The sequence below is a fragment of the Sphingobium sp. genome (genome assembly GCF_033795625.1).
GTDB lineage: Bacteria > Pseudomonadota > Alphaproteobacteria > Sphingomonadales > Sphingomonadaceae > Sphingobium.
Genome location: NZ_JARYGI010000001.1, coordinates 74,444 through 97,023, shown reverse-complemented (window position 1 = coordinate 97,023; position 22,580 = coordinate 74,444). Strand labels below are relative to the sequence as shown.

General features: G+C 63.5%; 17 protein-coding genes. 8 read left to right on the top strand and 9 right to left on the bottom strand.

The genetic code is table 11. The annotated features are described in order from the left end of the window. The first annotated feature begins 2 nt into the window (after window positions 1-2). On the top strand, window positions 3-962 hold the full coding sequence (locus QHC67_RS00510) for an MlaD family protein (RefSeq protein ID WP_319289800.1): 960 nt from the start codon (window positions 3-5) through the stop codon (window positions 960-962). Then, a complete protein-coding gene (locus QHC67_RS00505) occupies window positions 959-1,570 on the top strand; it encodes an ABC-type transport auxiliary lipoprotein family protein (protein WP_319289798.1) in 612 nt (203 codons plus the stop codon). The genes QHC67_RS00510 and QHC67_RS00505 overlap by 4 nt, the downstream gene beginning before the upstream one ends. A gap of 6 nt (window positions 1,571-1,576) precedes the next feature. On the opposite strand, the gene pepN is transcribed toward QHC67_RS00505, so the two are convergent. After that, window positions 1,577-4,177, bottom strand: a complete 2,601-nt coding sequence (pepN, locus tag QHC67_RS00500; protein ID WP_319289796.1) for an aminopeptidase N — start codon at window positions 4,175-4,177, stop codon at window positions 1,577-1,579. An 87-nt stretch (window positions 4,178-4,264) separates the two neighbouring features. Between pepN and QHC67_RS00495 the strand changes: the two genes are divergently transcribed. Next, on the top strand, window positions 4,265-5,119 hold the full coding sequence (locus QHC67_RS00495; protein ID WP_319289794.1) for an SDR family NAD(P)-dependent oxidoreductase: 855 nt from the start codon (window positions 4,265-4,267) through the stop codon (window positions 5,117-5,119). Here the strand turns inward: QHC67_RS00495 and QHC67_RS00490 are convergent. Continuing rightward, window positions 5,032-5,961: a DMT family transporter gene (locus QHC67_RS00490; RefSeq protein WP_319289792.1), complete on the bottom strand. Its 930-nt coding sequence runs from the start codon at window positions 5,959-5,961 to the stop codon at window positions 5,032-5,034. The genes QHC67_RS00495 and QHC67_RS00490 overlap by 88 nt on opposite strands. Beyond that, complete coding sequence (locus QHC67_RS00485) at window positions 5,958-6,959, bottom strand: threonine aldolase family protein (RefSeq protein ID WP_319289790.1); 1,002 nt, start codon at window positions 6,957-6,959, stop codon at window positions 5,958-5,960. Before QHC67_RS00485 ends, QHC67_RS00490 begins: the two co-directional genes overlap by 4 nt. 333 nt (window positions 6,960-7,292) lie before the next feature. Here QHC67_RS00485 and QHC67_RS00480 point away from each other — a divergent pair, with 333 nt between their 5' ends. The 4 genes from QHC67_RS00480 to QHC67_RS00465 all read left to right on the top strand — a co-directional run bounded on the left by QHC67_RS00480 (window position 7,293) and on the right by QHC67_RS00465 (window position 14,097). After that, window positions 7,293-9,077, top strand: a complete 1,785-nt coding sequence (locus QHC67_RS00480; protein ID WP_319289788.1) for a type I secretion system permease/ATPase — start codon at window positions 7,293-7,295, stop codon at window positions 9,075-9,077. A gap of 1 nt (window position 9,078) precedes the next feature. Further along, window positions 9,079-10,419: an HlyD family type I secretion periplasmic adaptor subunit gene (locus QHC67_RS00475; protein WP_319289786.1), complete on the top strand. Its 1,341-nt coding sequence runs from the start codon at window positions 9,079-9,081 to the stop codon at window positions 10,417-10,419. Between the two features lie 178 nt (window positions 10,420-10,597). Beyond that, entirely contained in the window at window positions 10,598-12,088 is a 1,491-nt protein-coding gene (locus QHC67_RS00470) for an ATPase domain-containing protein (protein WP_319289784.1), read from the top strand. Beyond that, entirely contained in the window at window positions 12,085-14,097 is a 2,013-nt protein-coding gene (locus tag QHC67_RS00465; RefSeq protein WP_319289782.1) for an ATP-binding protein, read from the top strand. Before QHC67_RS00470 ends, QHC67_RS00465 begins: the two co-directional genes overlap by 4 nt. 9 nt (window positions 14,098-14,106) lie before the next feature. Here QHC67_RS00465 and lepA read toward each other — a convergent pair whose 3' ends face one another. After that, entirely contained in the window at window positions 14,107-15,912 is a 1,806-nt protein-coding gene (gene lepA / locus QHC67_RS00460; RefSeq protein WP_319290049.1) for a translation elongation factor 4, read from the bottom strand. A 158-nt stretch (window positions 15,913-16,070) separates the two neighbouring features. Here lepA and QHC67_RS00455 point away from each other — a divergent pair, with 158 nt between their 5' ends. Further along, window positions 16,071-17,042, top strand: coding sequence for a CsgG/HfaB family protein (locus QHC67_RS00455; RefSeq protein ID WP_319289780.1), 972 nt, complete (start codon window positions 16,071-16,073; stop codon window positions 17,040-17,042). A gap of 101 nt (window positions 17,043-17,143) precedes the next feature. On the opposite strand, the gene QHC67_RS00450 is transcribed toward QHC67_RS00455, so the two are convergent. From QHC67_RS00450 to QHC67_RS00430, 5 genes are all read right to left on the bottom strand, one after another. Further along, on the bottom strand, window positions 17,144-17,560 hold the full coding sequence (locus QHC67_RS00450) for a DUF3035 domain-containing protein (RefSeq protein WP_319289778.1): 417 nt from the start codon (window positions 17,558-17,560) through the stop codon (window positions 17,144-17,146). A 5-nt stretch (window positions 17,561-17,565) separates the two neighbouring features. After that, entirely contained in the window at window positions 17,566-18,069 is a 504-nt protein-coding gene (gene lspA, locus QHC67_RS00445; RefSeq protein ID WP_319289776.1) for a signal peptidase II, read from the bottom strand. Continuing rightward, window positions 18,066-20,927 (bottom strand): isoleucine--tRNA ligase, encoded by a 2,862-nt coding sequence (ileS, locus tag QHC67_RS00440; protein WP_319289774.1) that lies wholly within the window; start codon window positions 20,925-20,927, stop codon window positions 18,066-18,068. Before ileS ends, lspA begins: the two co-directional genes overlap by 4 nt. A 141-nt stretch (window positions 20,928-21,068) precedes the next feature. Continuing rightward, window positions 21,069-22,013 carry a bifunctional riboflavin kinase/FAD synthetase gene (locus tag QHC67_RS00435; RefSeq protein ID WP_319289772.1) on the bottom strand — a complete coding sequence of 315 codons (945 nt, stop codon included), beginning with the start codon at window positions 22,011-22,013 and terminating at the stop codon, window positions 21,069-21,071. Window positions 22,014-22,072: 59 nt separating this feature from the next. Beyond that, window positions 22,073-22,567: a dihydrofolate reductase gene (locus QHC67_RS00430; RefSeq protein ID WP_319289770.1), complete on the bottom strand. Its 495-nt coding sequence runs from the start codon at window positions 22,565-22,567 to the stop codon at window positions 22,073-22,075. Window positions 22,568-22,580 lie beyond the last annotated feature (13 nt).

Sequence of the window (22,580 nt, the reverse complement as noted above, 5' to 3'; positions counted from 1 at the left end):
CTATGGAAACACGCTCTAACAATGTGCTCGTGGGATCGGTGGTGCTGCTGTTGCTCGCCGCGATCATGATCGCCGCCTTCTGGTTCTCCCGCGTGGCCGGGGGCGACGATGTTGAATATGACATTTACTTCAAGCAGTCGGTGAACGGCCTTGCCAAGGGGTCCGCGGTCACGTTTGCGGGCGTGCCATCGGGCCAGATCAAGGACATCGAGCTGTGGAAGCGCGATCCCGGTTTCGTGAAGGTGCGGATCACCGTCAAGGAAGGAACGCCGATCCTTCAGGGGACGACCGCGACCATCCAGGGCAGCTTCACCGGCCTGTCGGAAATCGTGCTGGACGGCGCGGTCAAGGGCGCCCCCCCCATCGTGTGTCCAGAGACCAACACGGCGGCGGCTTGCCCGGATGGCGTGCCGGTAATCCCGACCAAGCCCGGCGCGTTCGGTGAACTGCTGAACAGCGCGCCGCAATTGCTCCAGCGCCTTTCGACATTGACCGAGCGGCTGACGGAGATGCTGAGCGACAAGAACCAGCAGAGCATTTCGGGCATATTGGCGAACGTGGATCGTCTTTCCGGCAACCTCGCTGACCGGGGACCGGAGATTGCGGCGACGCTGGCCGAGACGCGCGTGATGGTGCAGAAGGCCGGCCTGGCCGCTGACGAGATCGCGAAGCTGACGGCGACCACCAACAGCCTCCTCAACGAACAGGGCCGTCCGCTGATCGGCGATCTGCGCAAGACGATCCAGTCGGCCAGCCGCAGCATCGACACGCTGGACAAGACGGTGGCCGAAGCGCAGCCGGGCGTACGCGCATTCTCGCAACAGACGATGCCGGAAGTGGGGCTGCTGGTGCGCGACCTGCGCGAAATGACGCGCTCATTCCGTGCTATTTCCGAGAAACTGGACCAGCAGGGGGCCGGATCGCTGATCGGATCGCCCAAGCTGCCGGACTACAAGCCATGAGAAGGGTTCATCCGATGACCGCCAAGACGATCATTTTTCCCGTGCTGGCGGCGCTGTCGCTCTCCGCTTGCGTGTCGTTCGGGAGCAAGCCGCCTGCGCAACTGCTCTCGCTCAGCCCGGATGCGCGCGTCGCAGCAGGGACGGAGCGGAGCGGCGCTTCGGGCACGAGCATCACGGTGCTGGCTCCCGAGACGCCCAAGAAGCTGGATACGGTGCGCGTGCCGGTTCAGGTGAACGCGACGTCGGTAGCCTATGTCCAGAACGCGCAGTGGGTGGATAGTCCGCGCCAGATGTTCCAGCATCTGTTGACCGAGACGATTGCCGCAGGCGGCAACACCATCGTGCTCGATCCCGGTCAGTACAGCACCGATCCCGGTACGCGCCTGCTAGGCGAGTTGATCGATTTCGGCATCGACGCCCAGACCAACATGGCGGTCGTGACCTACGACGCGACGCTGGCGCCCGGCGGCGGCGCGCCAGTGAAGCGCAAGCGTTTCTCCGCAAGCGTGCCGGTGGGCACGATCGATGCGGTGAGCGTAGGCGCGCCGATCAATCAGGCCGCGAACAAGGTTGCGGCCGAGGTAGCTGCCTGGGTCAGCGGGAGCTAAGACGCTTTAATCCAGGCTCTTCGTCACCTGCTCGGTCACGTCTTTCGACAGACCGGGCGTGGCGAGAATGCGCTCCAGTTCGGCCCGCATGGCCTGACCGCGCTCCGCGTCGAACCGACGCCATCGGCCGAGCGGGGGAACGAGGCGGGCCGCTGTCTGCGGGTTAAGCGCATCGAGCGCAATGATGATGTCGGCGACCATGCGATAGCCTTCACCCCTGCCCTGATGGAAGCCCCACTGGTTCGCGGCGAACGCGCCATAGAGGGAGCGGACACGATTGGGGTTGCCCAGCGTGAAATCCTTGTGCCGCCCGAGTTCCTTCACGATAGCCAGCGTGTCCGGATGGAAGGCCAGTGCCTGCGTCTGGAACCATTTGTCGAGGACCAGCGGATCACCGACATAGCGATTGTAGAAGATGTCCAGCGCGGCTTCGCGCTCGCCGCTGGTGCCGTTGGCGAGGACCGAGAGCGCGCCCTGCCGTTCCGTCATGTTGTCGGCGCGGTCGAATTGCGAGAAGGCGATGCCGTTCGCATCCGGTGCGCCCGAAGCCGCGAGATAATTGAGCGCGACGCTGCGCAGCTTGCGGGCGCCCTTGGCCGCAGAGGATAGCGAGAAGGCATTGGCTTCGGTGCGGGCGTGGAGATCGCGCCATGTCGTCTCCAGGGCTGCGCCGATCCTGGCCTGCAACCGTTCGCGGACAATGTGGATCGCGTCGGGATCGACCAGCAGCATCTGGTCGCCAATGTAGCTTTCGCTGGGCAGGCGAATGGCTTCGGCGATGAAGGCGTCATCAAGCGTCGTGTCCGCGACGGTGTCGCGAATCGCGGTGACGACAGGTGCATCGTCCATGGGTTGGCCTGCTACGGTGCCGACCAGCACGTTGACCATCAACTGCTGCATGGCTTCGTAGCGGGCGAACGGATCGTCATCATGGGCGGAGAGGAAGGCGAGGTCCTGCTGGCTGCGGTCGCTCTCGATTACGACCGGAGCGGAGAAACCGCGATTGATCGACAGCAACGGCTGCTCGGAAAAATCAGGGAAGCGGAAAGTCTGTTCGGCTTGGGTCAGCAGTAGCGTTTCGTCGCCATGATGCGCATTCGTCGCCCTGTCGAAGAGGGCGACGCGAAGCGGCATGGCCATCGGCTCCTTGATGGGCTGGCCCGGTGTCGGCGGCACGGTTTGCGAGAGCGTCAGGATCGCTTCGCTCGTCGCAGGATCGTGGGAGAGCAGCGCGCGAACACGCGGCGTCCCGGCCTGTTCGTACCAGAGGCGGAATTGGCTGAGGTCGATCTGGCCGCCATCCTCCATCGCCTTGACGAAATCCTCGCAGGTGGCGGCCTGCCCGTCATGCCGGTCGAAATAGAGGTCGGTGCCTGCCCGGAAGCGCTCCGGCCCGAGCATCGTGTGCATCATTCGGATGATCTCCGCGCCCTTATTGTAGATGGTCGCGGTGTAGAAGTTGGATATCTCCATATAGGATTCCGGCCGGATCGGATGCGCGAGTGGGCCGGAATCTTCCTGAAACTGCGCAGCACGAAGCACGCGGACATCGTCGATCCGCTTGACCGCGGGCGATCCCATGTCGGCGGAGAAAGTCTGGTCGCGGAAGACCGTGAAGCCTTCCTTCAGCGAAAGCTGGAACCAGTCGCGGCAGGTGACGCGATTGCCTGACCAATTGTGGAAATATTCATGCGCCACGACGCCCTCCACGCCGTCGAAGTCGATATCCGTCGCGGTCTCGGGATCGGCGAGGATGTAGCGCGAGTTGAAGATGTTGAGGCCCTTGTTCTCCATCGCGCCGAAGTTGAAATCCGCCACGGCGACGATGTTGAACACGGCGAGGTCATATTCTCGGCCATAGACGCGCTCGTCCCAGGCCATCGAATCCTTCAAAGCCTTCATGGCGTGCGCGGTACGCGGCAGATCGGCTTCCTTGACCCAGATGCCGAGCGAGACTTCGCGGCCCGACATGGTAGTGAAGCTATCGGCGTTGCAGGCAAGATCGCCTGCGACCAGCGCGAAGAGATAGCAGGGCTTGGGGAACGGATCGTTCCACTGCGCCCAATGACGGCCATTTTCCAGATCGCCCGAGGCAATGGGGTCGCCATTGGCGAGCAGCACCGGGTACAGCGCCTTGTCCGCCTCCATCCGGACGCTGTAGCGCGAAAGCACATCCGGGCGATCGGGGAAGAAGGTGATGCGCCGGAAGCCCTCCGCTTCGCACTGGGTGCAAAGCAGGCCGCCGGATGCGTAGAGGCCCATCAACTGCGTGTTGGCAGCCGGGGAGAGTTCGACCAGCGTTTCGATTTCATGCGCCGCGCCGCTGAGGGGGATCACCAGCGCTCCGGCGTCGGTCGTCCACTCGTCCGGGCCGAGTTCGCGGCCGTCGACTCGCACCGACCGGAGCATCAGCCCCTCGCCATCGAGGCGTAGCGGCTCGCCCATCGCGCCATTGCGCGTGACGGAAAGGGTGCCTCGCACTATCGTCGACGAGGCGTCCAACTGGAAGTCGAGCGCGATGTCGGGCACCAGCCAGGCGGGTGGCCGGTAGTCCGAACGGCGAACGACTGCAGGCGCAGCGGCGGAGGTGGATTGAATGTCGGCCATGTGCCTCTCCTATGCCGGTGCGGAGCGGGGGGCAATGACAGGCCGCAGGGAAATGGACGTTTTTGCAGGCATGTGTAGGAAGGGGCCATGGCGCATATGTTGATTTTCGGGCTCGGCTACACGACTTCGCGACTGGCGGAGCGACTTGCGAAGGAAGGGTGGCGCGTGACTGGCACGCGGCGTAGCGGCGCGGGGAACGCGCTGTCGTTCGATGATGGCGACGCAGTACGGGCGGCGATCGCGACGGCGACGCATATCCTGTCGTCGGTTCCGCCGGACGAAGACGGCGCCGACCCCGTGCTGGTGCGCTATGGCGCCGACATCGTGGCTTCGCCCGCACGCTGGATCGGCTACCTTTCTGCGACGGGCGTCTATGGCGACACCGGCGGCGCATGGGTGGATGAAAGCGCTCCCATCGGGCACGGACGGCGCAGCGCGCGAGCGGAGGCGGATATGGCGTGGAGCCGCCTGCGCGACGAGGTTCGCGTGTTCCGCCTGCCGGGGATCTATGGGCCGGGGCGGTCGGTGTTCGACCGGCTGAGGGACGGACGCGCGCGGCGCATCGATTTGCCCGGACAGGTGTTCAGCCGCGTGCATGTCGATGACATCGTATCCGGCGTGATTGCCGGGTTCGATGGACCTGCGGGCATCTATAATCTGGCGGACGATCATCCATGCAGCCAGAACCGCCTGATCGAGGCGGCCTGTGCGCTGAGCGGATTGCCGCTGCCGCCCTTGCTGTCGCTGGAAGAAGCAAAGCTGACGCCGATGGCGCAGGCCTTTTACGGCGAGAACCGGCGCGTCTCCAATGGCAAGGCGAAGCGCGTGCTGGGGTGGTCGCCTGCCTACCCTACTTATCGTGAGGGCTTGGCGCGCATTGCGATGACCATGCCGGCGATCGACAGCAGCGCGCCGGTTACGGCCAGCGTCGACCAGCGGTAGTTCTCGAACAGCGTCGAGAGCAGCATCGCGATCACCGGCACCAGCACATTGATATAGGCGGCACGGCCTGCGCCGATCTGCTGGATCAGGCGGAAGTAGAGCGGAAAGGTACAGACTGAGCCCGCTATGGCGAGATAGGCGACTCCAGCGAGATAGCCGGGCCGTGTGTCGATGACGGGCGGGCCGCTCAGCGCCCAGGCCAACGCCATGTCCATCAACCCGCCCAGCAGCATTGCCCATGCCAGCACGCTGATGATGGGCAGGCGGCGGGCGATGGGGCTGGCTTGCATCACGTTCGACACCGATGCCGCCGCCAGCCCGCACAGTGACAAGCCGATGCCGGTCAGCACCGCGCCGGGCGCGACATCGGCATAGCGGTATTCGCGTAGGAAAAGGAGTGCGACGCCGATCACGGCGACGAGGGACCCAAGCACGAAGTTGCGGCTGACGGGCTGGCGGAAGGCGATCCACGCCATCAGGCTGTTGGGTATCAGCAACAGCGCATAGAATATCGCTACCACACCCGACGTCAGCACGATTTCCGCCCGATAGACGAAGTTGAAGTTGAGCATGAATTGCGTCGCGCCGATCCCAGCCGCAAAGGCGAGGCCCCGCCCCCCGATCCAGAGCGGCAGATGACGGACGCGGGCGAGAATGGCCATGCCCGCGCTCGCCAGCAGGAAGCGATAGGCGACGGACCAACTTGGCGGCACATCGCTGACCTGATCGCGGATGACGAGCCAGGTCGAACCCCAGATCAGCGTAATTATGGCGAAGGGTATGAGCACGCCCGGGCTGAGGAGCGCTGGACCTTGGCTGTCGCTAGGGGTCGCCTCGGTCACAAGGCGGCTATAGCGTCGGCGAGCGGCTGCACATCCTGCGCGTCGTGGTGCCAGCTGGTGACGAAGCGGGCAGCGCCTGTGCCCCAATCGTAAAAGTCGAAACCCTGGGCGCGCAGGCTCGCTGCTTCCTCTGCGGTGACACTAAGGAATATCTCATTGGCCTCGACCGGGTGCAGGCACCGCGCTCCTGCCGCCATGGCGATGATTGCAGCGGCGGCATTGGCGGCGCGGGCGTTGTCCAGCCACAGATCGCCTTCGAGTATCGCCAGCAATTGCGCGGCGAGGTAGCGTCCTTTCGACAGCAGGTGCCCCGCCCGCTTACGGCGGCGCAACGTGTCGGCGGCGAGGGATTCGTCGAAGAAGATCAGCGCTTCGGCCATCATCCCGCCATTCTTGACGAAGCCGAAAGACAACGCATCGACGCCCGCGCGCCATGTGAGATCGCCCGGATGGCAGCCAAGCGTGGCAACGGCATTGGCAAACCGCGCCCCGTCCACGTGGAACCGAAGGCCGTGTTCGCGGCAGAGCGAGCCAAGGGCCGCGACTTCATCGGGATCATAGACCCGGCCATATTCGGTGGCGTTAGTGATGGTGAGTGCGCGAGGCTGCACCTGATGAACGTCATTGCGGATGCCGCCAAGCCGGGCGCGGAGTGCGTCGGGCGTGATCTTCGCACCGTCGCCGGGGATCGTCATCAGTTTCGCGCCATGCGTGTAGAATTCCGGAGCGCCGCCCTCGTCCGTCTCGACATGCGCCTCCTCATGGCAGAGCACGCCTCCGAACGGCGGGCACAATGCAGCGAGCGCAAGGCAGTTGGCGGCCGTGCCGGTCGTGACCCAAAGCGCGTCTACGGGTGTGCCGAACAGGTCGGAGAAAGCCTCGTCGAGACGGGCGCTCCAGCGATCGCCATCATACGCCGTATCGACCTGATCAGCCTCAATCAGGGCGGCGAGGACCTGTGGCGAAACGCGAGCAGCATTGTCGGAGAAGAAACGCATGGCTGTTCCATGCTAGGCGCAACATTGCGGGTCAACATCGAACGGTCGAGAGGCCATGACCGCGCCCAGTGTCTCGTTCGGCTGGCGGCCCCAGCGACAGTCCGAGCCTATAGCGCTACGAACGAAGTTTTCCCGATGGAAAGCACGTGCTTAGCGCTCGATTAGCAATGATTATTTAGCGATTGGCGGCTATTAAGTATGTTGTTGAAGGCGGGACGAGCGGCCGGCCGAATCATGAGTATACCGCTCCAGGGGCAGATGAATGTCGCAAGGACTGACAGCGGGGGCCCGCCATGCCTCTGAAGTGGATATTTCCTGCGCCGAGTCGCGGCGATGAGCGAGCTTGCGCCGTCCTCCGAGAGCCCCCGGGCCGCACCCGCATCCGACCTGATGGAGGCCGTACGCCGCTATCGCAAGGCGTGGATCACCGTTGGTTTCCTGAGCGCGGTGCTGAGCGTGCTGCAGCTGAGCGGTGCGCTCTACATGATGATGGTGTATGATTCGGTGCTGCCCAGCCGGAGCATCCCGACGCTGATCGGGCTGCTGCTGATGCTGGTCGTCATGTATGTGTTCCAGGGCATGTTCGACACCATGCGTACGCGTATTCTTGGCGACATCGCCTCGGCGCTCGACTGCGAATGGTCGCCGCGGGTTCAGCGCGCCATCTCCGACGCGGCGCTGCGTGGCCATGCCGTTCCGGGCGACGGGCTGACGCCGATGCGCGATCTTGAGAATATCCGCAGCTTTATGTCGGGCACGGGGCCTGGCACCATCATGGATTTGCCCTGGATCGTGTTCTTCCTGGGTATCCTCTTCCTGCTGCATGTCTGGCTGGGCGTCACGGCACTGGTGGGGGCAGTCCTGCTGCTGGGGCTGACGCTGCTGACCGACCGCGCGATCAAGGCACCCGCCGCCAGGCTCAGCCAGGTCGCTGCCTATCGCAACAGCATGGCCGAGACCAACCTGCGCCACGCCGAACTGCTCACGGTGCTTGGCATGCGCGGGCGTATGGAGGAGCGGTGGCAGAATGTGAACCGGATGTTCCTCTCCGCACAGAGCAGCCTTGCGCGCTCGACCGGCGTGCTTGGCGGTTTCAGCAAGCTGGGTCGGATGTTCCTGCAATCGGCGATCCTCACCGTAGGCGCGCTGCTGGTCATCGACGGCAAGGCGAGCGGCGGCGTGATCTTCGCGTCCTCGATCCTCTCGGGCCGCGCGCTTGCGCCGATCGATCAGGCGATCGCCAACTGGCGCGCTTTCGCGGCGGCCAAGATCGGTTGGCGGCGGCTTTCCAGCCTGCTGCACGACATTCCGCCTGAGCCGGAGCGCGATATCCTGTTGCCGCCACCTGCGATGCGGCTGGAGGTGCAGAACCTGTTCGTCGCGCCTCCCGGAACGCAGCGCCTGACGGTGCAGGGCGTGGAGTTCACGCTAGAGGCCGGATCGGCGCTTGCCGTGATCGGTGCGAGTGCGGCGGGCAAATCCTCTCTCGCCCGCGGGCTTGTCGGCGCATGGCGTCCGGTGCGGGGATCGGTCCGGCTGGATGGCGCGACGCTCGACCAATGGCCTTCGGACGTGCTGGGCCGCTCCATCGGCTACATGCCGCAGATGGTGGAGCTGTTCGACGGTACGATTGCGGACAACATCTCCCGCTTCATGCCGGGGCAGAATTCCGACGCAGTGATTGCCGCCGCTCAGGCTGCCGGTGTGCATGAGATGATCGTCGCCATGCCGCTCGGCTATCAGACGCCGGTCGGTCATGAAGGCGCGGCGTTGTCGGCCGGACAGCGCCAGCGGATCGGTCTTGCCCGCGCGCTGTATGGTGATCCGTTCTTCGTGCTGCTGGACGAACCCAATTCGAACCTGGACGGCGCGGGCGAGCGTGCGCTCAGCGCCGCGATCATGAGCGTCCGTGTCCGCAAGGGCATCGTCATCGTCATTGCGCATCGCCCTTCGGCGCTGGCGGCAGTCGATCTGGTGATGGTCATGCGCGAGGGACGCGTGGATGGCTTCGGCCCGCGCGACGAGATACTGGAGAAATTCCTGAAACTGCCAAGCCCTGCCCAACCGGGCGGCGCAACCGCTTCGTCCGGCCCTTCGGCCCAGCAGCAGGCTGCCTGACATGACTGACCAGATGGTGACACTCGCCCGCCCCGCCCAATTGCCTGCCGTCTATGAATCGGAGGAACGGATCAACGGCTCGCTCAAGACTGCCGTACTGATGATGGCGGTGCTGGTGTTCGGCATCGGCGGCGCAGCGGCGTTCATCCCCTTCGGCGGCGCCATCGTCGGCAGCGGCCAGTTGGGCGTCGAGTCCCGCGTGAAGCAGATCACACACCCGACCGGCGGCGTAGTAGCCGAAATTCTCGTGGAAAACGGCCAGCATGTCCGCAAAGGGCAGTTGCTGATGCGGCTGGACGACAAGGTCCTCGGCACGGACGCGCAGCTTTCCGCGCTGTCGCTCGACCAGATGGTGGCGCAGCGCGCTAGGCTCGAAGCGGAGCGGATGGGTGCTTCAGCGATTCGGTTCCCGGACGCTCTGCTGAAGCGAACCGACGCCAGCGCCCGTGGCGCCATGGCCGACGAACAGAAGCTGTTCGACATTCGCCGCTCCGAAGGGGCCGGCCTGACGGCCCAGCTGCATTCGCGCATCGGTCAATATGGGCAGGAGATCGCCGGATACCGCGCACAGATCAATGCGCTCCAGAAGCAGGCGACGCTCATCAAGCCCGAATTGGCGGGCGTGCGCGAACTCTATGGCAAGAAGCTGGTGACGCTCAATCGCGTCAATCAGCTGGAGCGGACATCGGCGGACATCGGCGGCAGCGTAGGCGCGCTGAACGCGCAGATCGCACAGACGATGGCGCGCATTTCCGAGACCCGGCAGCAGATCATCCAGCTCAATGAAACGCGGCGCTCGGACGCGGGCGTGCAACTCGCCCAGATCAACACCGCGCTCAACCAGCAGCAGGTACGCAGCGTCTCGGCCACCGATGCGCAGAGCCGCACGATGATCCGCGCGCCCTATAATGGCGTGGTGGACAAGCTGGCTGCGACGACCATCGGTGGCGTGATCCGTCCCGCCGACACGATCATGGAGATCGTGCCCGATCAGGACAAGCTTCTGGTGGAAGGGGCGATCAGCCCGCAGGATATCGACCGCATCCACACCGGGCAGCCTGCCCGTATCCGCCTGACCTCCGCCAATGCGACGGCGACGCCGGAGTTGCACGGCAAGGTGGTGTTCGTGGCGGCCGAGCGCACGGTCGAGCCTTCCACCCAGCGCAGCTATTTCCCCGTGCGCGTGGAACTGGACCCACGCGAAGTCGCCGCGACCACCGGGATCAAGATGAAGGCAGGCATGCCGGCCGAAATCTTCGTAGAGAGCGGCAGCCGGACGATGCTGTCTTATCTCACCAAGCCGCTGCGCGATCAGATCCAGCGCGCCTTTCGCGACAACTGAATAGCGCTGCGAGCCCAAAAACCACGCCGGTCCTGCCTGGGCGGCGGAACGTAGTAGGTATAGCTGCGTATTACCTGCATGAGTTATGGGTTTGATCTCGATCAACGCTCTCTTGGTTTGGCAGTTCTGCAGCTTGTGCTAATTCACGAAGATAAAGATCCTAGCTTAGGGAAAACACGTGCCTGATAACGATACCAGCCAGGCGCTTACTGGTGTTCGTGGCCTTGACGACGTTCTTGTCGGTGGCCTCACACGTGGCCGCGTATATCTGCTCGAGGGAAGTCCGGGCGCCGGCAAGACGACGATCGCCACGCAGTTTTTGATACATGGCGCGGCCCGAGGCGAGAAATGCCTTTACGTCACCTTGTCGGAGACCGAGGAAGAATTGCGCGACAGCGCGCGTTCGCATGGGTGGAACCTCGACAATATCGAGCTTTTTGAACTGGTCCCGCCCGAAAGCCTTCTGGATGAGCAACAGCAGCAAAGTCTGCTCTATTCTTCCGATCTTGAGCTTGGCGAGACGACCCGCAGAATCTTCGACACCTTCGAGCGCGTCAAACCGGATCGCATAGTGCTCGACAGCCTGTCCGAAATTCGGTTGCTGGCGCAAAGCTCGCTGCGATACCGCCGACAGATCCTGGCGCTGAAGCATTTCTTCTCGACTCAGAACGCCACCGTGCTGATGCTGGACGACATGACGGCCGAAGTGGCGGACAAGACAGTGCACAGTGTTGCGCATGGTGTCATTCGCCTGGAGGAACTGTCGCCGGGCTATGGCCCGGAGCGGCGACGAATGCGCGTCGTCAAATATCGCGGCCGCAAGTTTCGGGGCGGTTATCATGATTTCATCATCGCCACGGGAGGCGTTCAGATATTCCCGCGGCTGGTATCGGCCGAACACAGAACCAGTTTCTCGCGCGATGTGATCACCAGCGACACGCCGGAACTCGATGCGCTGCTCGGCGGCGGCGTGGAGCGTGGCTCAAGCGTGCTGGTGCTGGGACCGGCGGGTACGGGCAAATCGCTGCTCGGCCTTGTGTTCGTCGCGGCGGCCGTGGCGCGTGGCGAACGCGCGGCGATGTTTGTGTTCGACGAAGAGATCGGGCTGCTGTTCAATCGGGCGAAGGGCCTTGGCATCGACATGCAGGCCATGGTCGACGACGGCAATCTGATGATCGAACAGGTGGATGCGGCCGAATTGTCGCCGGGTGAATTCTCCGAGCGCGTGCGGAACTGCGTGGAAAAGCACAAGGTGCGGACGATCATCATCGACAGCCTGAACGGCTATCAGGCGTCCATGCCGGAAGAAAATGCGCTGATCCTGCACATGCACGAATTGCTTCAGTATCTGAACCGCCAGGGGGCCACGACCTTCCTGACCGTGGCGCAACATGGCCTGGTTGGGGACATGAAGTCGCCCGTCGACGTCACTTATCTGGCCGACACGGTAGTGCTCCTGCGTTACTTCGAAGCGGCCGGACGCGTACGCCGGGCGATATCGATCATCAAGAAGCGTACGGGGGCCCATGAAGATACGATCCGCGAATTCCGAATCGGGTCCTTCGGCATTCGCCTCGGGCAGCCGCTGACGGGTTTTCAGGGCGTGTTGCGCGGCGTACCGAGCTTTACCGGGGAAGGTCCGGGGCTGCTCAAAGACGAAAAGGCATGATCCCCCATCTTTCCGAACGCGCTCTGATCCTTGCCCCGCATGGCCGAGATGCCGAGATCGCCGCATCGATGCTGACGGAAGCCGGGCTGCGCTCCCAAACCTGCGACGGGGTGCTGGCGCTGGTTCGGGAGCTGGAGCAGGGCGCGGGCTTCGCATTGCTGGCTGAAGAAGGCTTGCGGACGGCGGATCTTCACCCCTTGGCCGCATGGCTTCAAGGTCAGCCGGAATGGTCGGATTTCCCCTTCGTCTTGCTGACGCAACGCGGCGGCGGACTGGAACGAAACCCGTCGGCTCAGCGCTTCCTGCACACGCTGGGCAACGTCACCTTCCTCGAAAGGCCCTTCCATCCGACGACGCTGATCAGCCTTGCGCAGTCCGCGCTGCGAGGCCGCCGCCGGCAATATGATGCGCGCGCGCGGCTGGAGGAACTGCATCGCGGCGCCGAGAAGTATCGGTCCCTTTTCGAATCCATCGAAGCGGGCTTCTGCATCATAGAAATGATCTTCGATGATGCCGGAAAGCCGGTCGATTATAAGTTTGTGGAAGCCAATCCTGCTTTCGAGCGGCAGACTCGCCTCAAGGATGCCGTTGGCAAGAGCATGCGGCAGATGGTTCCGGGCCATGAGCAACACTGGTTCGACCTGTACGGCAAGGTCGCTCTGACAGGAGAGAGCATCCGGTTCGAAGATCAGGCCGACGCGCTGGGCGGATATTGGTACGATGTCTATGCCCTGCGCGTGGGCGATCCCTCGGCACGGCAAGTCGCGGTCCTGTTCAACGACATCACCGGGCGCCGGAAGATGGAAGCGGCGCTGCGGGAAAGCGAAGAACGCCTGCGCGGGCTCAACGAGACGCTGGAAGAGCGGGTGGCGGAGCGGTCCCGCGAACTGGAGGCTGCGCAGGAGGCTTTACGCCAGTCGCAGAAGCTGGAGGCAATGGGGCAGCTTACCGGCGGCGTCGCGCATGACTTCAACAACCTGCTGACGCCGATCGTCGGCAGCCTCGATCTGTTGCAGCGACGCGGCCTCGGCACCGAGCGGGAGCGCCGCCTGATCGACGGCGCGGTCCAGTCTGCCGATCGCGCCAAGATGTTGGTGCAGCGCCTGCTGGCCTTTGCGCGGCGGCAGCCCTTGCAGGTCAAGGCTATCGACCTTGGCGGGCTGATGAAGGACATGGTGGATCTGGTTTCCAGCACATCGGGTCCGCGCGTAAAGGTCGAACTCACGCTGGCGGATGACCTTCCTCCAGCACGGGCGGACGCTAATCAGATCGAAATGGCGTTGCTCAACCTGGCCGTCAATGCGCGGGACGCGATGCCCGAGGGAGGCACCCTGTCGATAGGCGCTACAGTCGAGAGCGTCGCTTCCCAGAATATGATGGGGTTGCCCAACGGGCACTATATCCGCCTCTTCGTGGCCGACACTGGCGTCGGCATGGATGAAGAGACGATGGCCAAGGCCGTCGAGCCGTTCTTCACGACCAAGGGCGTAGGGCAGGGCACTGGGCTGGGTCTATCTATGGTCCACGGTCTGGCGGCGCAGCTTGGCGGGGGCCTGTCGATCGAAAGCGCGGTCGGCCGAGGGACCACCATCAACCTTTGGCTTCCGATCAGTCAGGCACCGCTGGAAAAGGCCGAGCCTGTACCGGAAATAGAGTTTTCCGGCTCGCATCGCGGTACGGCGCTCGTCGTGGATGATGAGGATCTGGTGCGCGCCAGTACCGCCCACATGCTGAGCGAGCTTGGCTATCAGGTACTGGAAGCATCGTGCGCCGAAGATGCGCTGAAGGTCCTGCACGCGCCATCCGGCGTCGATCTGCTGGTGACGGACCATCTGATGCCAGGCCTGTCGGGCACGGATCTCGCCAAGCAGGCGAAGCATCTGAAACCCGACATGCGGATATTGGTGATCTCCGGCTATGCCGAGACCAAGGGGATTTCGCCGGACCTGCCGCGCCTGACCAAGCCGTTCAAGCAGAATGATTTGGCGGCCAGTCTGGCGCATCTGTAGCGGCGGAGGCTATTCCTCGCCCATGCGCAGGGCGGCGATGAAGGCTTCCTGCGGGATTTGCACGCTGCCATATTCGCGCATCCGCTTCTTGCCTTCCTTCTGCTTGTCGAGCAGCTTCTTCTTGCGGCTGATGTCGCCGCCATAGCATTTCGCGGTAACGTCCTTGCGCATCGCCGCGATGGTCTCGCGGGCGATGACCTTGCCGCCAATCGCTGCCTGGATCGGGATCTTGAAGAGGTGGCGAGGAATCAGGTCCTTCAGCCGCTCGCACATGCCGCGCCCGCGGGTTTCCGCCGTGCCGCGATGGACGATCATGCTCAGAGCATCGACAGGCTCCCCATTGACCATGATGCTCATCTTGACGAGATCGCCTTCGCGATAGCCGATCTGGTGATAGTCGAAGCTCGCATAGCCACGGCTGATGCTTTTCAGGCGATCGTAGAAGTCGAACACCACTTCGTTCAATGGCAGTTCGTAGGTCACTTGCGCACGGCCGCCGACATAAGTGAGGTTCTTCTGGATGCCGCGCCGGTCCTGGCAGAGCTTCAGAATCGATCCGAGATATTCGTCGGGGCAGTATATGATCGCCTCGATCCACGGCTCCTCGATGCTGCCGATCTTGGTGGGATCGGGCATGTCGGCCGGATTGTGCAGTTCGATCTCGCCCGCGCCATAGGTCAGCTGGATCTTGTAGACCACGGACGGCGCGGTGGTGATGAGGTCGAGGTCGTACTCGCGCGTCAGCCGCTCCTGGATGATCTCAAGATGCAGCAGCCCAAGGAACCCGCAGCGGAAGCCGAAGCCAAGCGCCGCGCTGCTCTCCATCTCGAAGCTGAAGGAAGCGTCATTTAGGCGCAGCTTGGAAATAGAGTCGCGCAGCTTGTCAAAGTCCGCCGCATCCACAGGGAACAGCCCGCAGAACACCACTGGCTGCACTTCCTTGAAGCCCGGCAGTGGCTTGGCGGCGGGATTGCGCACGGTGGTAATCGTGTCGCCGACGCGGGTCTGGCTGATGTCCTTGATCTGCGCCGTGATGAAGCCGATTTCGCCCGCCGCGATCTCCGGCAGTGTTTCGATCTTGGGCCGCATGCAGCCAACGCGGTCGATAAGATGCTCGGTGCCGCCGATCATGAACTTGATGTTCTGGCCCTTCTTGATCACGCCGTTGACGACGCGGACTAGGATGACGACGCCCAGATAGGGATCGTACCAGCTATCGACCAGCATCGCCTCCAGCGGCGCGTCGCGGTCGCCCTTTGGTGCCGGGATCTTCTTGACGATGGCTTCGAGGACCTCGTCGATGCCGATGCCCGACTTGGCAGAGGCCAGCACAGCTTCCGACGCGTCGAGGCCGATGACTTCCTCGATCTCCGCCTTCACCTTTTCCGGTTCGGCGGCGGGCAAGTCGATCTTGTTGATGACGGGCACGATCTCATGGTCATGCTCGATCGACTGATAGACGTTGGCGAGCGTCTGCGCCTCCACGCCTTGCGCCGCGTCCACCACGAGCAGCGCGCCCTCGCACGCGGCAAGGCTGCGCGAGACTTCATAGGCGAAGTCGACATGGCCCGGCGTGTCCATGAGATTGAGTTCGTAGGTCAGCCCGTCCTTGGCGGTATAGTCGAGGCGCACGGTCTGCGCCTTGATCGTGATGCCGCGTTCCTTCTCGATGTCCATGTTGTCGAGGACCTGCGCGGACATTTCACGGTCCGTGAGGCCGCCGCAACGCTGGATAAGGCGGTCGGCCAGCGTCGATTTGCCATGGTCGATATGGGCGATGATGGAGAAATTACGAATAAAGCTGAGTTCTGTCATCCAGCGCCGATAGCAGCATGTGCGCCCAAGCAAAAGCGCCGCCGCAATGGCCGGAGAATAGTGATGCGCATCACGATCATCATTGCCGAACATAGTATAGCTATTTTAAAGATGATGCCGTTACGGTATGCGCGAACCGGTAATTTTGGGGGGATGAGATGAGTATTCGGAAGATTACGGCGCTGTTGGCGGCAGCCGCGACAATGACGGCACCGGCCTATGGCGCGCCGCGCCAGGCAAAGCCGTCCGGCACGCAGCGCTTGCAGGAGCAGGCCGTGCAGGACGTGCCGCGCTGTTCGCGCAAGCTTGGCACCGTTTCGGTCATGGACGGCGATGATCCATCGGGCTGGACGCAGTTCCAGCTGACCGGCCCGCAGAAGCTCATCAAGGTTTTGGTGCAGCGGTCAGGCTGCTTCAATCTGGTCGACCGCGGTTCGGGTTTGAGCGCCGCCCAGCGCGAGCGCGACATCGGTGGCGACCTTGGCCTGCAGCGCCGCTCCAACGTGGGACAGGGCCAGATCAAGGCCGCCGACTATGTGTTGATCGCCGAAGTGCAGGCGTCGAACCGTAATTCGGGCGGCGGCGGCGTTGCTGGTGGGATCGGCGGTCTGATCGGCGGTCGGGCGCTGGGCGCCCTTGCCGGCGGCATCGGCAGCAAGAAGATGGAAGCGAACACCGTCCTGTCGCTGACCAATGTCCGTACGACGGAGACCGTTTCGGTGGTCGATGGCTACGCCGCCAAGAACAGCATTTCGTTCGGCGTCGGTGGGGGCAGCTTCTTTGGCGGTGGCGCTGCTGCGGCAGTAGGCGGCGGCTACGACAATACCGATATCGGCCGCATCGTCACGCTCGCCTTCATTCAGGCTTACACGAAGATGGTCAACGAACTCGGCCTCGTGCAGCCCGGCGCAGTGGGAACGGCGGAGGCCTCACCCACCAAGACCTTCACGGCTCAGGGTCCGGTCGCCATGCGCAGGACCCCTGCCGCCGGTGGCGCGGCTATTCGCACGCTTCCGGCTGGCACGATCGTCTATCCGACCGGCAAGAAGGAAGGCTTGTGGTGGGAAGTGGCCGATGAGAATGACAATGTCGGCTGGGTTCTGAACAGCCGTCTCGCGCCAAGCAACTAAGCTGGAGCCGGAGTAGCGGCGCGAATGGCGACCGCTACTCCGGCCCGGTACATTCCAGGTAAGATCGAAGGCCCGGCCAATCAGCCGGGCCTTCTCTGTTTTCAGTTCGGCGTAGCGGCGCGAGCGTTCTGGCCGTCGCCTTCCGGAGCGGCGATGATGTCGCGCGTGGTCGCGCCCTTGTCCACCACATTGGTATCCGGATCGGCGACCGAGGAGCGAATGCCCGGATCGGCGGCGTTGCGTCCGGCAGCGCCCAGCGCGCCGGTTTCTGCCGAACTGCGGGCGGAGGGTCCACCGAACATCGCTTCCATCGCCTGACGCGAGGAATCTGCGGTCGCGGCGGGCGCTGCGCCGGGAGCGGGCGGCACGAGCGCGAAGTCGGGCGGGATCACCAGCGGCGCCTGACGCGACACGGCGAATTCATCAGGCCGCTCGCGGTTGAACAGGCCGGTGGACCCACAGGCCGACAGCACGGAAACGCTGGCAAGCAGGCCGCAGGCGAGAAGAACTTTACGCATTATCATCATGACTCCGTCTTTGCGTCCTTCTCGCGCAGCAGCAACGCCCGCGCAAGCAGGATCAGCACCCCAATGGTGATCGCCGCGTCGGCGAGGTTGAAAATGAGGAAAGGCCTCCACTCGCCGATATGCAGGTCGGCATAGTCAATGACATAGCCAAGGCGGCTGCGGTCGATGATGTTGCCGATCGCGCCGCCCAGCACCAGGCCCAGCGCCAGCACATCGTCGCGCGCCTTCTCCCGCCACATCCAGACCGCTACGAAGGCCGCGATCAGCGCGGTGAAGCCGACCAGCACCCAGCGCGCGGTTTCCGTGTCTGCATGAAAGAACCCCATCGAAACGCCGCGATTCTCCAGCCAGCGCAGGCGGAAGATGGGCAGGAGTTCTATACCGAGGTCTGCTCGCGACTTCAGGGCAAGCGGCACGGTGACGACATATTTCACGAGCTGATCCAGGATCACGATGATCGCCGCGACGATGAGCCCGAGCGGGCGATAGCTGCGGGTCATGCGTTCAGCACCGCATCGCATCGGTCACAGAGCGCGCCGTCATCAGCCACCTCGGGAAGCAGACGCCAGCAGCGACCGCATTTGTGCCAGTCGGATGGCTGCACGGCGATGGCGTCCTGCCCTGCCCCCATGTCCACTTTGGCAACGATGCAGATTTCCGCAAAGTCGATTCCCTCCGCTTCCGGCACCGCGCTCATAGCGACTTCCGCTTCCAGGCTGGAGCGGACGATCTTCTCGCGGCGCAGCGGCTCAATGGCTTCGTTCACCTGATCGCGCGATGAACGGATCGCGGCCCAGCGTTCACCGAGGGCGTCATCGCGCCACGCGGCATCGACCTGCGGCCATTCGAGGAAGTGGACGCTGCCTTGGGGATCGGGGTAGCGGCTCTGCCACACTTCTTCCGCCGTAAAGGGAATGATCGGCGCGGCGTAGCGGACGAGCGCGTGGAACAGCGTGTCGAGCACGGTGCGATAGGCCTGGCGCTTCGGGTCCGTGGGCGCGTCGCAATAGAGGCAGTCCTTGCGGATATCGAAGAAGAAGGCGGACAGGTCGATATTGGCGAAGTCCATCAGCGCGCGCGTATAGCGGCTGAATTCGAGCCAGTTTTCACTCTCGGCTTTTTTGTCGACGACGGAGCGCAGTTCGGCGTCCAGCGTGGCGAGGCGGTGGAGCAAATAGCGCTCCAGTTCCGGCATCGCGGTGACGGGGACGCGCTCGTCCTCGCTGAAATCGGACAGCGCGCCGAGCAGGTAGCGGAAGGTGTTGCGCAGCTTGCGATAAGCGTCGCCGGAGCCGGCGAGCACTTCCTTGCCGATCTTCACGTCATCGAAATAGTCCGTCGAAGCGACCCAGACGCGCAGGATATCCGCGCCGCTTTCGCTCATGATCTTGAGGGGGTCGACGACGTTGCCCAGGCTTTTCGACATCTTGCGGCCCTGCCCGTCCAGCGCGAAGCCGTGGGTCAGGACTGCCTTGTACGGAGCGCAGCCGCGGGTGCCGCTGGATTCCAGGAGCGAGGACTGGAACCAGCCGCGATGCTGGTCGGAGCCTTCAAGATAAAGGTCGGCGCGCGTGCCTTTGCCGTAGCGGGCCTCCACAACGAAGCTGTGCGTCGAGCCGCTGTCGAACCATACGTCGAGGATGTCGTTCACAACTTCATAGTCGGCGAGGTTGTAATCCGGGCCGAGCAGGCTTGCATGATCCGCGCCGAACCAGGCATCCGCGCCGCCATTCCGGAAGGCTGCGACGATGCGGGCGTTGACGGCGGGGTCGTTCAGATATTCGCCGCTCTGCCGGTGGACGTAGAGCGCGATCGGCACGCCCCAGGCGCGTTGGCGGGAAATCACCCAGTCGGGCCGCCCTTCGACCATCGAGCGGATGCGGTTGGTGGAGCGCTCCGGCACCCAGCGCGTATGCTCGATGGCGTCCAGCGCGACTTCGCGGAGAGTAGGGCTGTTGCCTGCTTCCGTCGTGGTCGCGGGAGTCGGCCGGTCCATGGGGATGAACCATTGCGGGGTGCAGCGGTAGATGATGCGCGCCTTCGACCGCCAGCTATGCGGATAGCTGTGCCTGAAGTCGTCGGACGCGGCGAGCAGCGCCCCGGCCTCGCGCAAGTCGGTGCAGATCGGCCCGTCCTTGCTGACGAACTTCATGTTGATGACGGAGCCCTGGCCGCCCAGCCAGAGCCAATCGTCGCGATACTTGCCTTCCGCAGTCACCGCGAAGACGGGATCGATGCCATGCGCCTTGCAGACGAGGAAATCCTCTTCGCCATGGTCGGGCGCCATGTGGACGAGGCCGGTGCCCGCGTCGGTCGTGACATGCTCTGCGGGCAGGAACGGGCGCGGCTTGGCAAAGAAGCCGCCCAGCTTGTGCATCGGGTGGCGTGCGGTAGCTCCGGCGAGTTGGGAGCCTCTGAGTGTCGAATTCTCGAAATAGCTTGTGAACCCCAAGCGAGCTTTCACTGCCGGAATTAGTTGCTTGGCTATCAGCAACTGTTTGTTTTGAAGAGCTTCTGCGTTTTCGAAGGACGCATCCGTCAATTCCCGATCGTGGCTCGGGGTGAGCAGAACATACTCAATCTCTTGCCCATAAGCCAAAGCCTGGTTCACAGGAATCGTCCAGGGCGTCGTCGTCCAGATCACCGCATATGCGCCGACCAGCTCCGGCGCGTTCGGCGCATCGACAATCTCGAAACCCACGTCGATCTGGGTCGAAACGACGTCCTCATACTCAACTTCAGCCTCCGCCAAAGCCGTCTTCTCGACCGGCGACCACATTACCGGCTTTGCGCCGCGATAGAGCTGGCCGCTTTCCGCGAACTTCAGGATTTCGCCGACGATGGTGGCTTCGGCCTCGAACTTCATGGTGAGGTAGGGATCGTCCCAGTCGCCCATGACGCCAAGACGCTTGAACTGCTCTTTCTGCACCTCGACCCATTTGTCGGCATAGGCGCGGCACTCGGCGCGGAATTCCTGGGGGGGGACCTCGTCCTTGTTCAGCTTCTTCTTGCGATATTCCTCCTCGATCTTCCATTCGATGGGGAGGCCGTGGCAATCCCAGCCGGGCACATAGGGCGCGTCCTTGCCGAGCAGCGACTGGCTGCGGACGATGATGTCCTTCAGCACCTTGTTCATCGCATGACCCATGTGGATGTCGCCATTGGCATAGGGCGGGCCGTCATGCAGGATGAAGCGCTCACGCCCTGCCCGCTTCTCGCGCAGCTTGCCGTACAGGTTCATCTCCGCCCAGCGCGCGGCGATGGCGGGCTCCTTCTGCGCAAGGCCCGCCTTCATCGGAAAGTCGGTCTGCGGCAGGAAGACGGTGGCTTTATAGTCGGGTACGGGCTGGTCGGTCATGTTAATCCGGTCAATCAACTAATCCGTTCGCCCTGAGCGTAGTCGAAGGGCACTGCTGAACGAAGTGAAGCACCTTCGCTTCGCTCAGTGGAAGGCTTCGACAAGCTCAGCCCGAACGGGTGAGAAAAACGTGCGGGGTGCTTAGGCCACGTGGGGCGTTGCCGCAAGGATTTGCCGTGCGCGGGCGATATCCTGGTCCATCTGCGCAACCAGAGCATCCAGGCCATCGAACTTCGCTTCGGGGCGGAGGCGTTCGATCAGCTGCACTTCGATGCACTGGTCGTAAAGGCTTTCGGAGAAATCGAGGAAATAGGGCTCCAGCAATTCCTTGGGCGGGTCAAAGGTAGGACGGATGCCGAGATTGGCCGCTCCGTCCAGCACCCGGCCGTCGGGAAGCAGCCCGCGTACGGCATAGATGCCATAAGCCGGGCGCAGATATTTGCCCATGTCGATGTTGGCCGTCGGGTATCCGATCGTGCGGCCGACCTTGTCGCCGTGCTGAACGATGCCCTCGATGGCAAAAGGGCGCGTGAGAAGCCGCGTTGCCGTGGGGCAATCTCCGGCCTGGAGCGCAGCACGGATGCGACTGGACGAGACAGGCTGGCCTTCAGGCGTGGATACCGCGCCAACCACCTGCGTCGCGATATCGAGCGGCGCGCCGATTTCGGCGAGGCGCGCGGTGGTGCCCGCCTTGTCCTTTGCGAACGTGAAGTCCTCGCCGGTCACGACACCGGCCGGACCGATGCGCTTGTGCAGCATCTCGGCCACGAACTCTTCCGGAGTAAGGGCGGCCAGCGCTTCGTCGAACTGAAAGACGAGCATGGCGTCCGCCCCTGCCCTCGCGAACAGGTGCTCGCGCTGGTCCAGGCTGGTGAGGCGGAATGGCGGTGCATCAGGGCGGAACAGACGCATCGGATGAGGATCGAAGGTGGCGACGATGACCGGGCGACCTTCGGCACGCGCCCAATCGACGGCGCGGCCCACCACGGCCTGATGGCCCAGATGAAATCCGTCAAAATTGCCCAGCGCGACAATTGCCCCGCGAATTTCCGCAGGCACTGCCCCGCCGCTTCCCAGCCGCTGCATGAGGCGGGCTATAGGGGCGCGAGAAGGCGGAGGCAATTGCGAGTTGTCGGCGCGCTGGATCAGACTCGCCGCAGCGTTACGAAGCTATAGGCGGGGCGACCATTCTCGGCGGGATGCTCTTCGCGCCCGGCTTCCTGCCATGTCGCCGGATCGGGACGGTCAATCACCGCATCGCCCTCGGCGTCTAGGTGCACTTCGGTTAGTTCGATCCTGTCCGCCACAGGCAGGAACAGGCGGTAGATCTCCGCCCCGCCGATCACCGAAATCGCCGGCGCATTCGCGAGGCGGATGGCTGCGTCCACATCAGGCGCGACTTCCGCACCATCGTCGCGCCATTCGGCATCCCTCGTCAGCACGATGTGTCGCCGCCCGTCGAGCAGTCCGGGCAGGCTGTCGAAGGTCTTGCGGCCCATAATCATCGGTCGGCCCTGCGTCAGCATCTTGAAGCGGCGCAGGTCGGCAGGCAGATGCCAGGGAAGCGATCCATCGCGGCCGATGACGCCATTATCGGCGCGGGCGAGGATAAGGACTATTTCAGGGTGGGTCGTCGGCATGGTCTCGCTCCTG

What these genes read in the sequence shown, in the direction of transcription:
- QHC67_RS00510 (WP_319289800.1), top strand. Translation starts at nt 3, where the DNA reads ATGGAAACACGCTCTAACAATGTGCTCGTGGGATCGGTGGTGCTGCTG.
- QHC67_RS00505 (WP_319289798.1), top strand. Translation starts at nt 959, where the DNA reads ATGAGAAGGGTTCATCCGATGACCGCCAAGACGATCATTTTTCCCGTG.
- pepN (WP_319289796.1), bottom strand. Translation starts at nt 4,177, where the DNA reads ATGGCCGACATTCAATCCACCTCCGCCGCTGCGCCTGCAGTCGTTCGC.
- QHC67_RS00495 (WP_319289794.1), top strand. Translation starts at nt 4,265, where the DNA reads ATGGCGCATATGTTGATTTTCGGGCTCGGCTACACGACTTCGCGACTG.
- QHC67_RS00485 (WP_319289790.1), bottom strand. Translation starts at nt 6,959, where the DNA reads ATGCGTTTCTTCTCCGACAATGCTGCTCGCGTTTCGCCACAGGTCCTC.
- QHC67_RS00480 (WP_319289788.1), top strand. Translation starts at nt 7,293, where the DNA reads ATGAGCGAGCTTGCGCCGTCCTCCGAGAGCCCCCGGGCCGCACCCGCA.
- QHC67_RS00475 (WP_319289786.1), top strand. Translation starts at nt 9,079, where the DNA reads ATGACTGACCAGATGGTGACACTCGCCCGCCCCGCCCAATTGCCTGCC.
- QHC67_RS00465 (WP_319289782.1), top strand. Translation starts at nt 12,085, where the DNA reads ATGATCCCCCATCTTTCCGAACGCGCTCTGATCCTTGCCCCGCATGGC.
- lepA (WP_319290049.1), bottom strand. Translation starts at nt 15,912, where the DNA reads ATGACAGAACTCAGCTTTATTCGTAATTTCTCCATCATCGCCCATATC.
- QHC67_RS00455 (WP_319289780.1), top strand. Translation starts at nt 16,071, where the DNA reads ATGAGTATTCGGAAGATTACGGCGCTGTTGGCGGCAGCCGCGACAATG.
- QHC67_RS00450 (WP_319289778.1), bottom strand. Translation starts at nt 17,560, where the DNA reads ATGCGTAAAGTTCTTCTCGCCTGCGGCCTGCTTGCCAGCGTTTCCGTG.
- lspA (WP_319289776.1), bottom strand. Translation starts at nt 18,069, where the DNA reads ATGACCCGCAGCTATCGCCCGCTCGGGCTCATCGTCGCGGCGATCATC.
- ileS (WP_319289774.1), bottom strand. Translation starts at nt 20,927, where the DNA reads ATGACCGACCAGCCCGTACCCGACTATAAAGCCACCGTCTTCCTGCCG.
- QHC67_RS00435 (WP_319289772.1), bottom strand. Translation starts at nt 22,013, where the DNA reads ATGCAGCGGCTGGGAAGCGGCGGGGCAGTGCCTGCGGAAATTCGCGGG.
- QHC67_RS00430 (WP_319289770.1), bottom strand. Translation starts at nt 22,567, where the DNA reads ATGCCGACGACCCACCCTGAAATAGTCCTTATCCTCGCCCGCGCCGAT.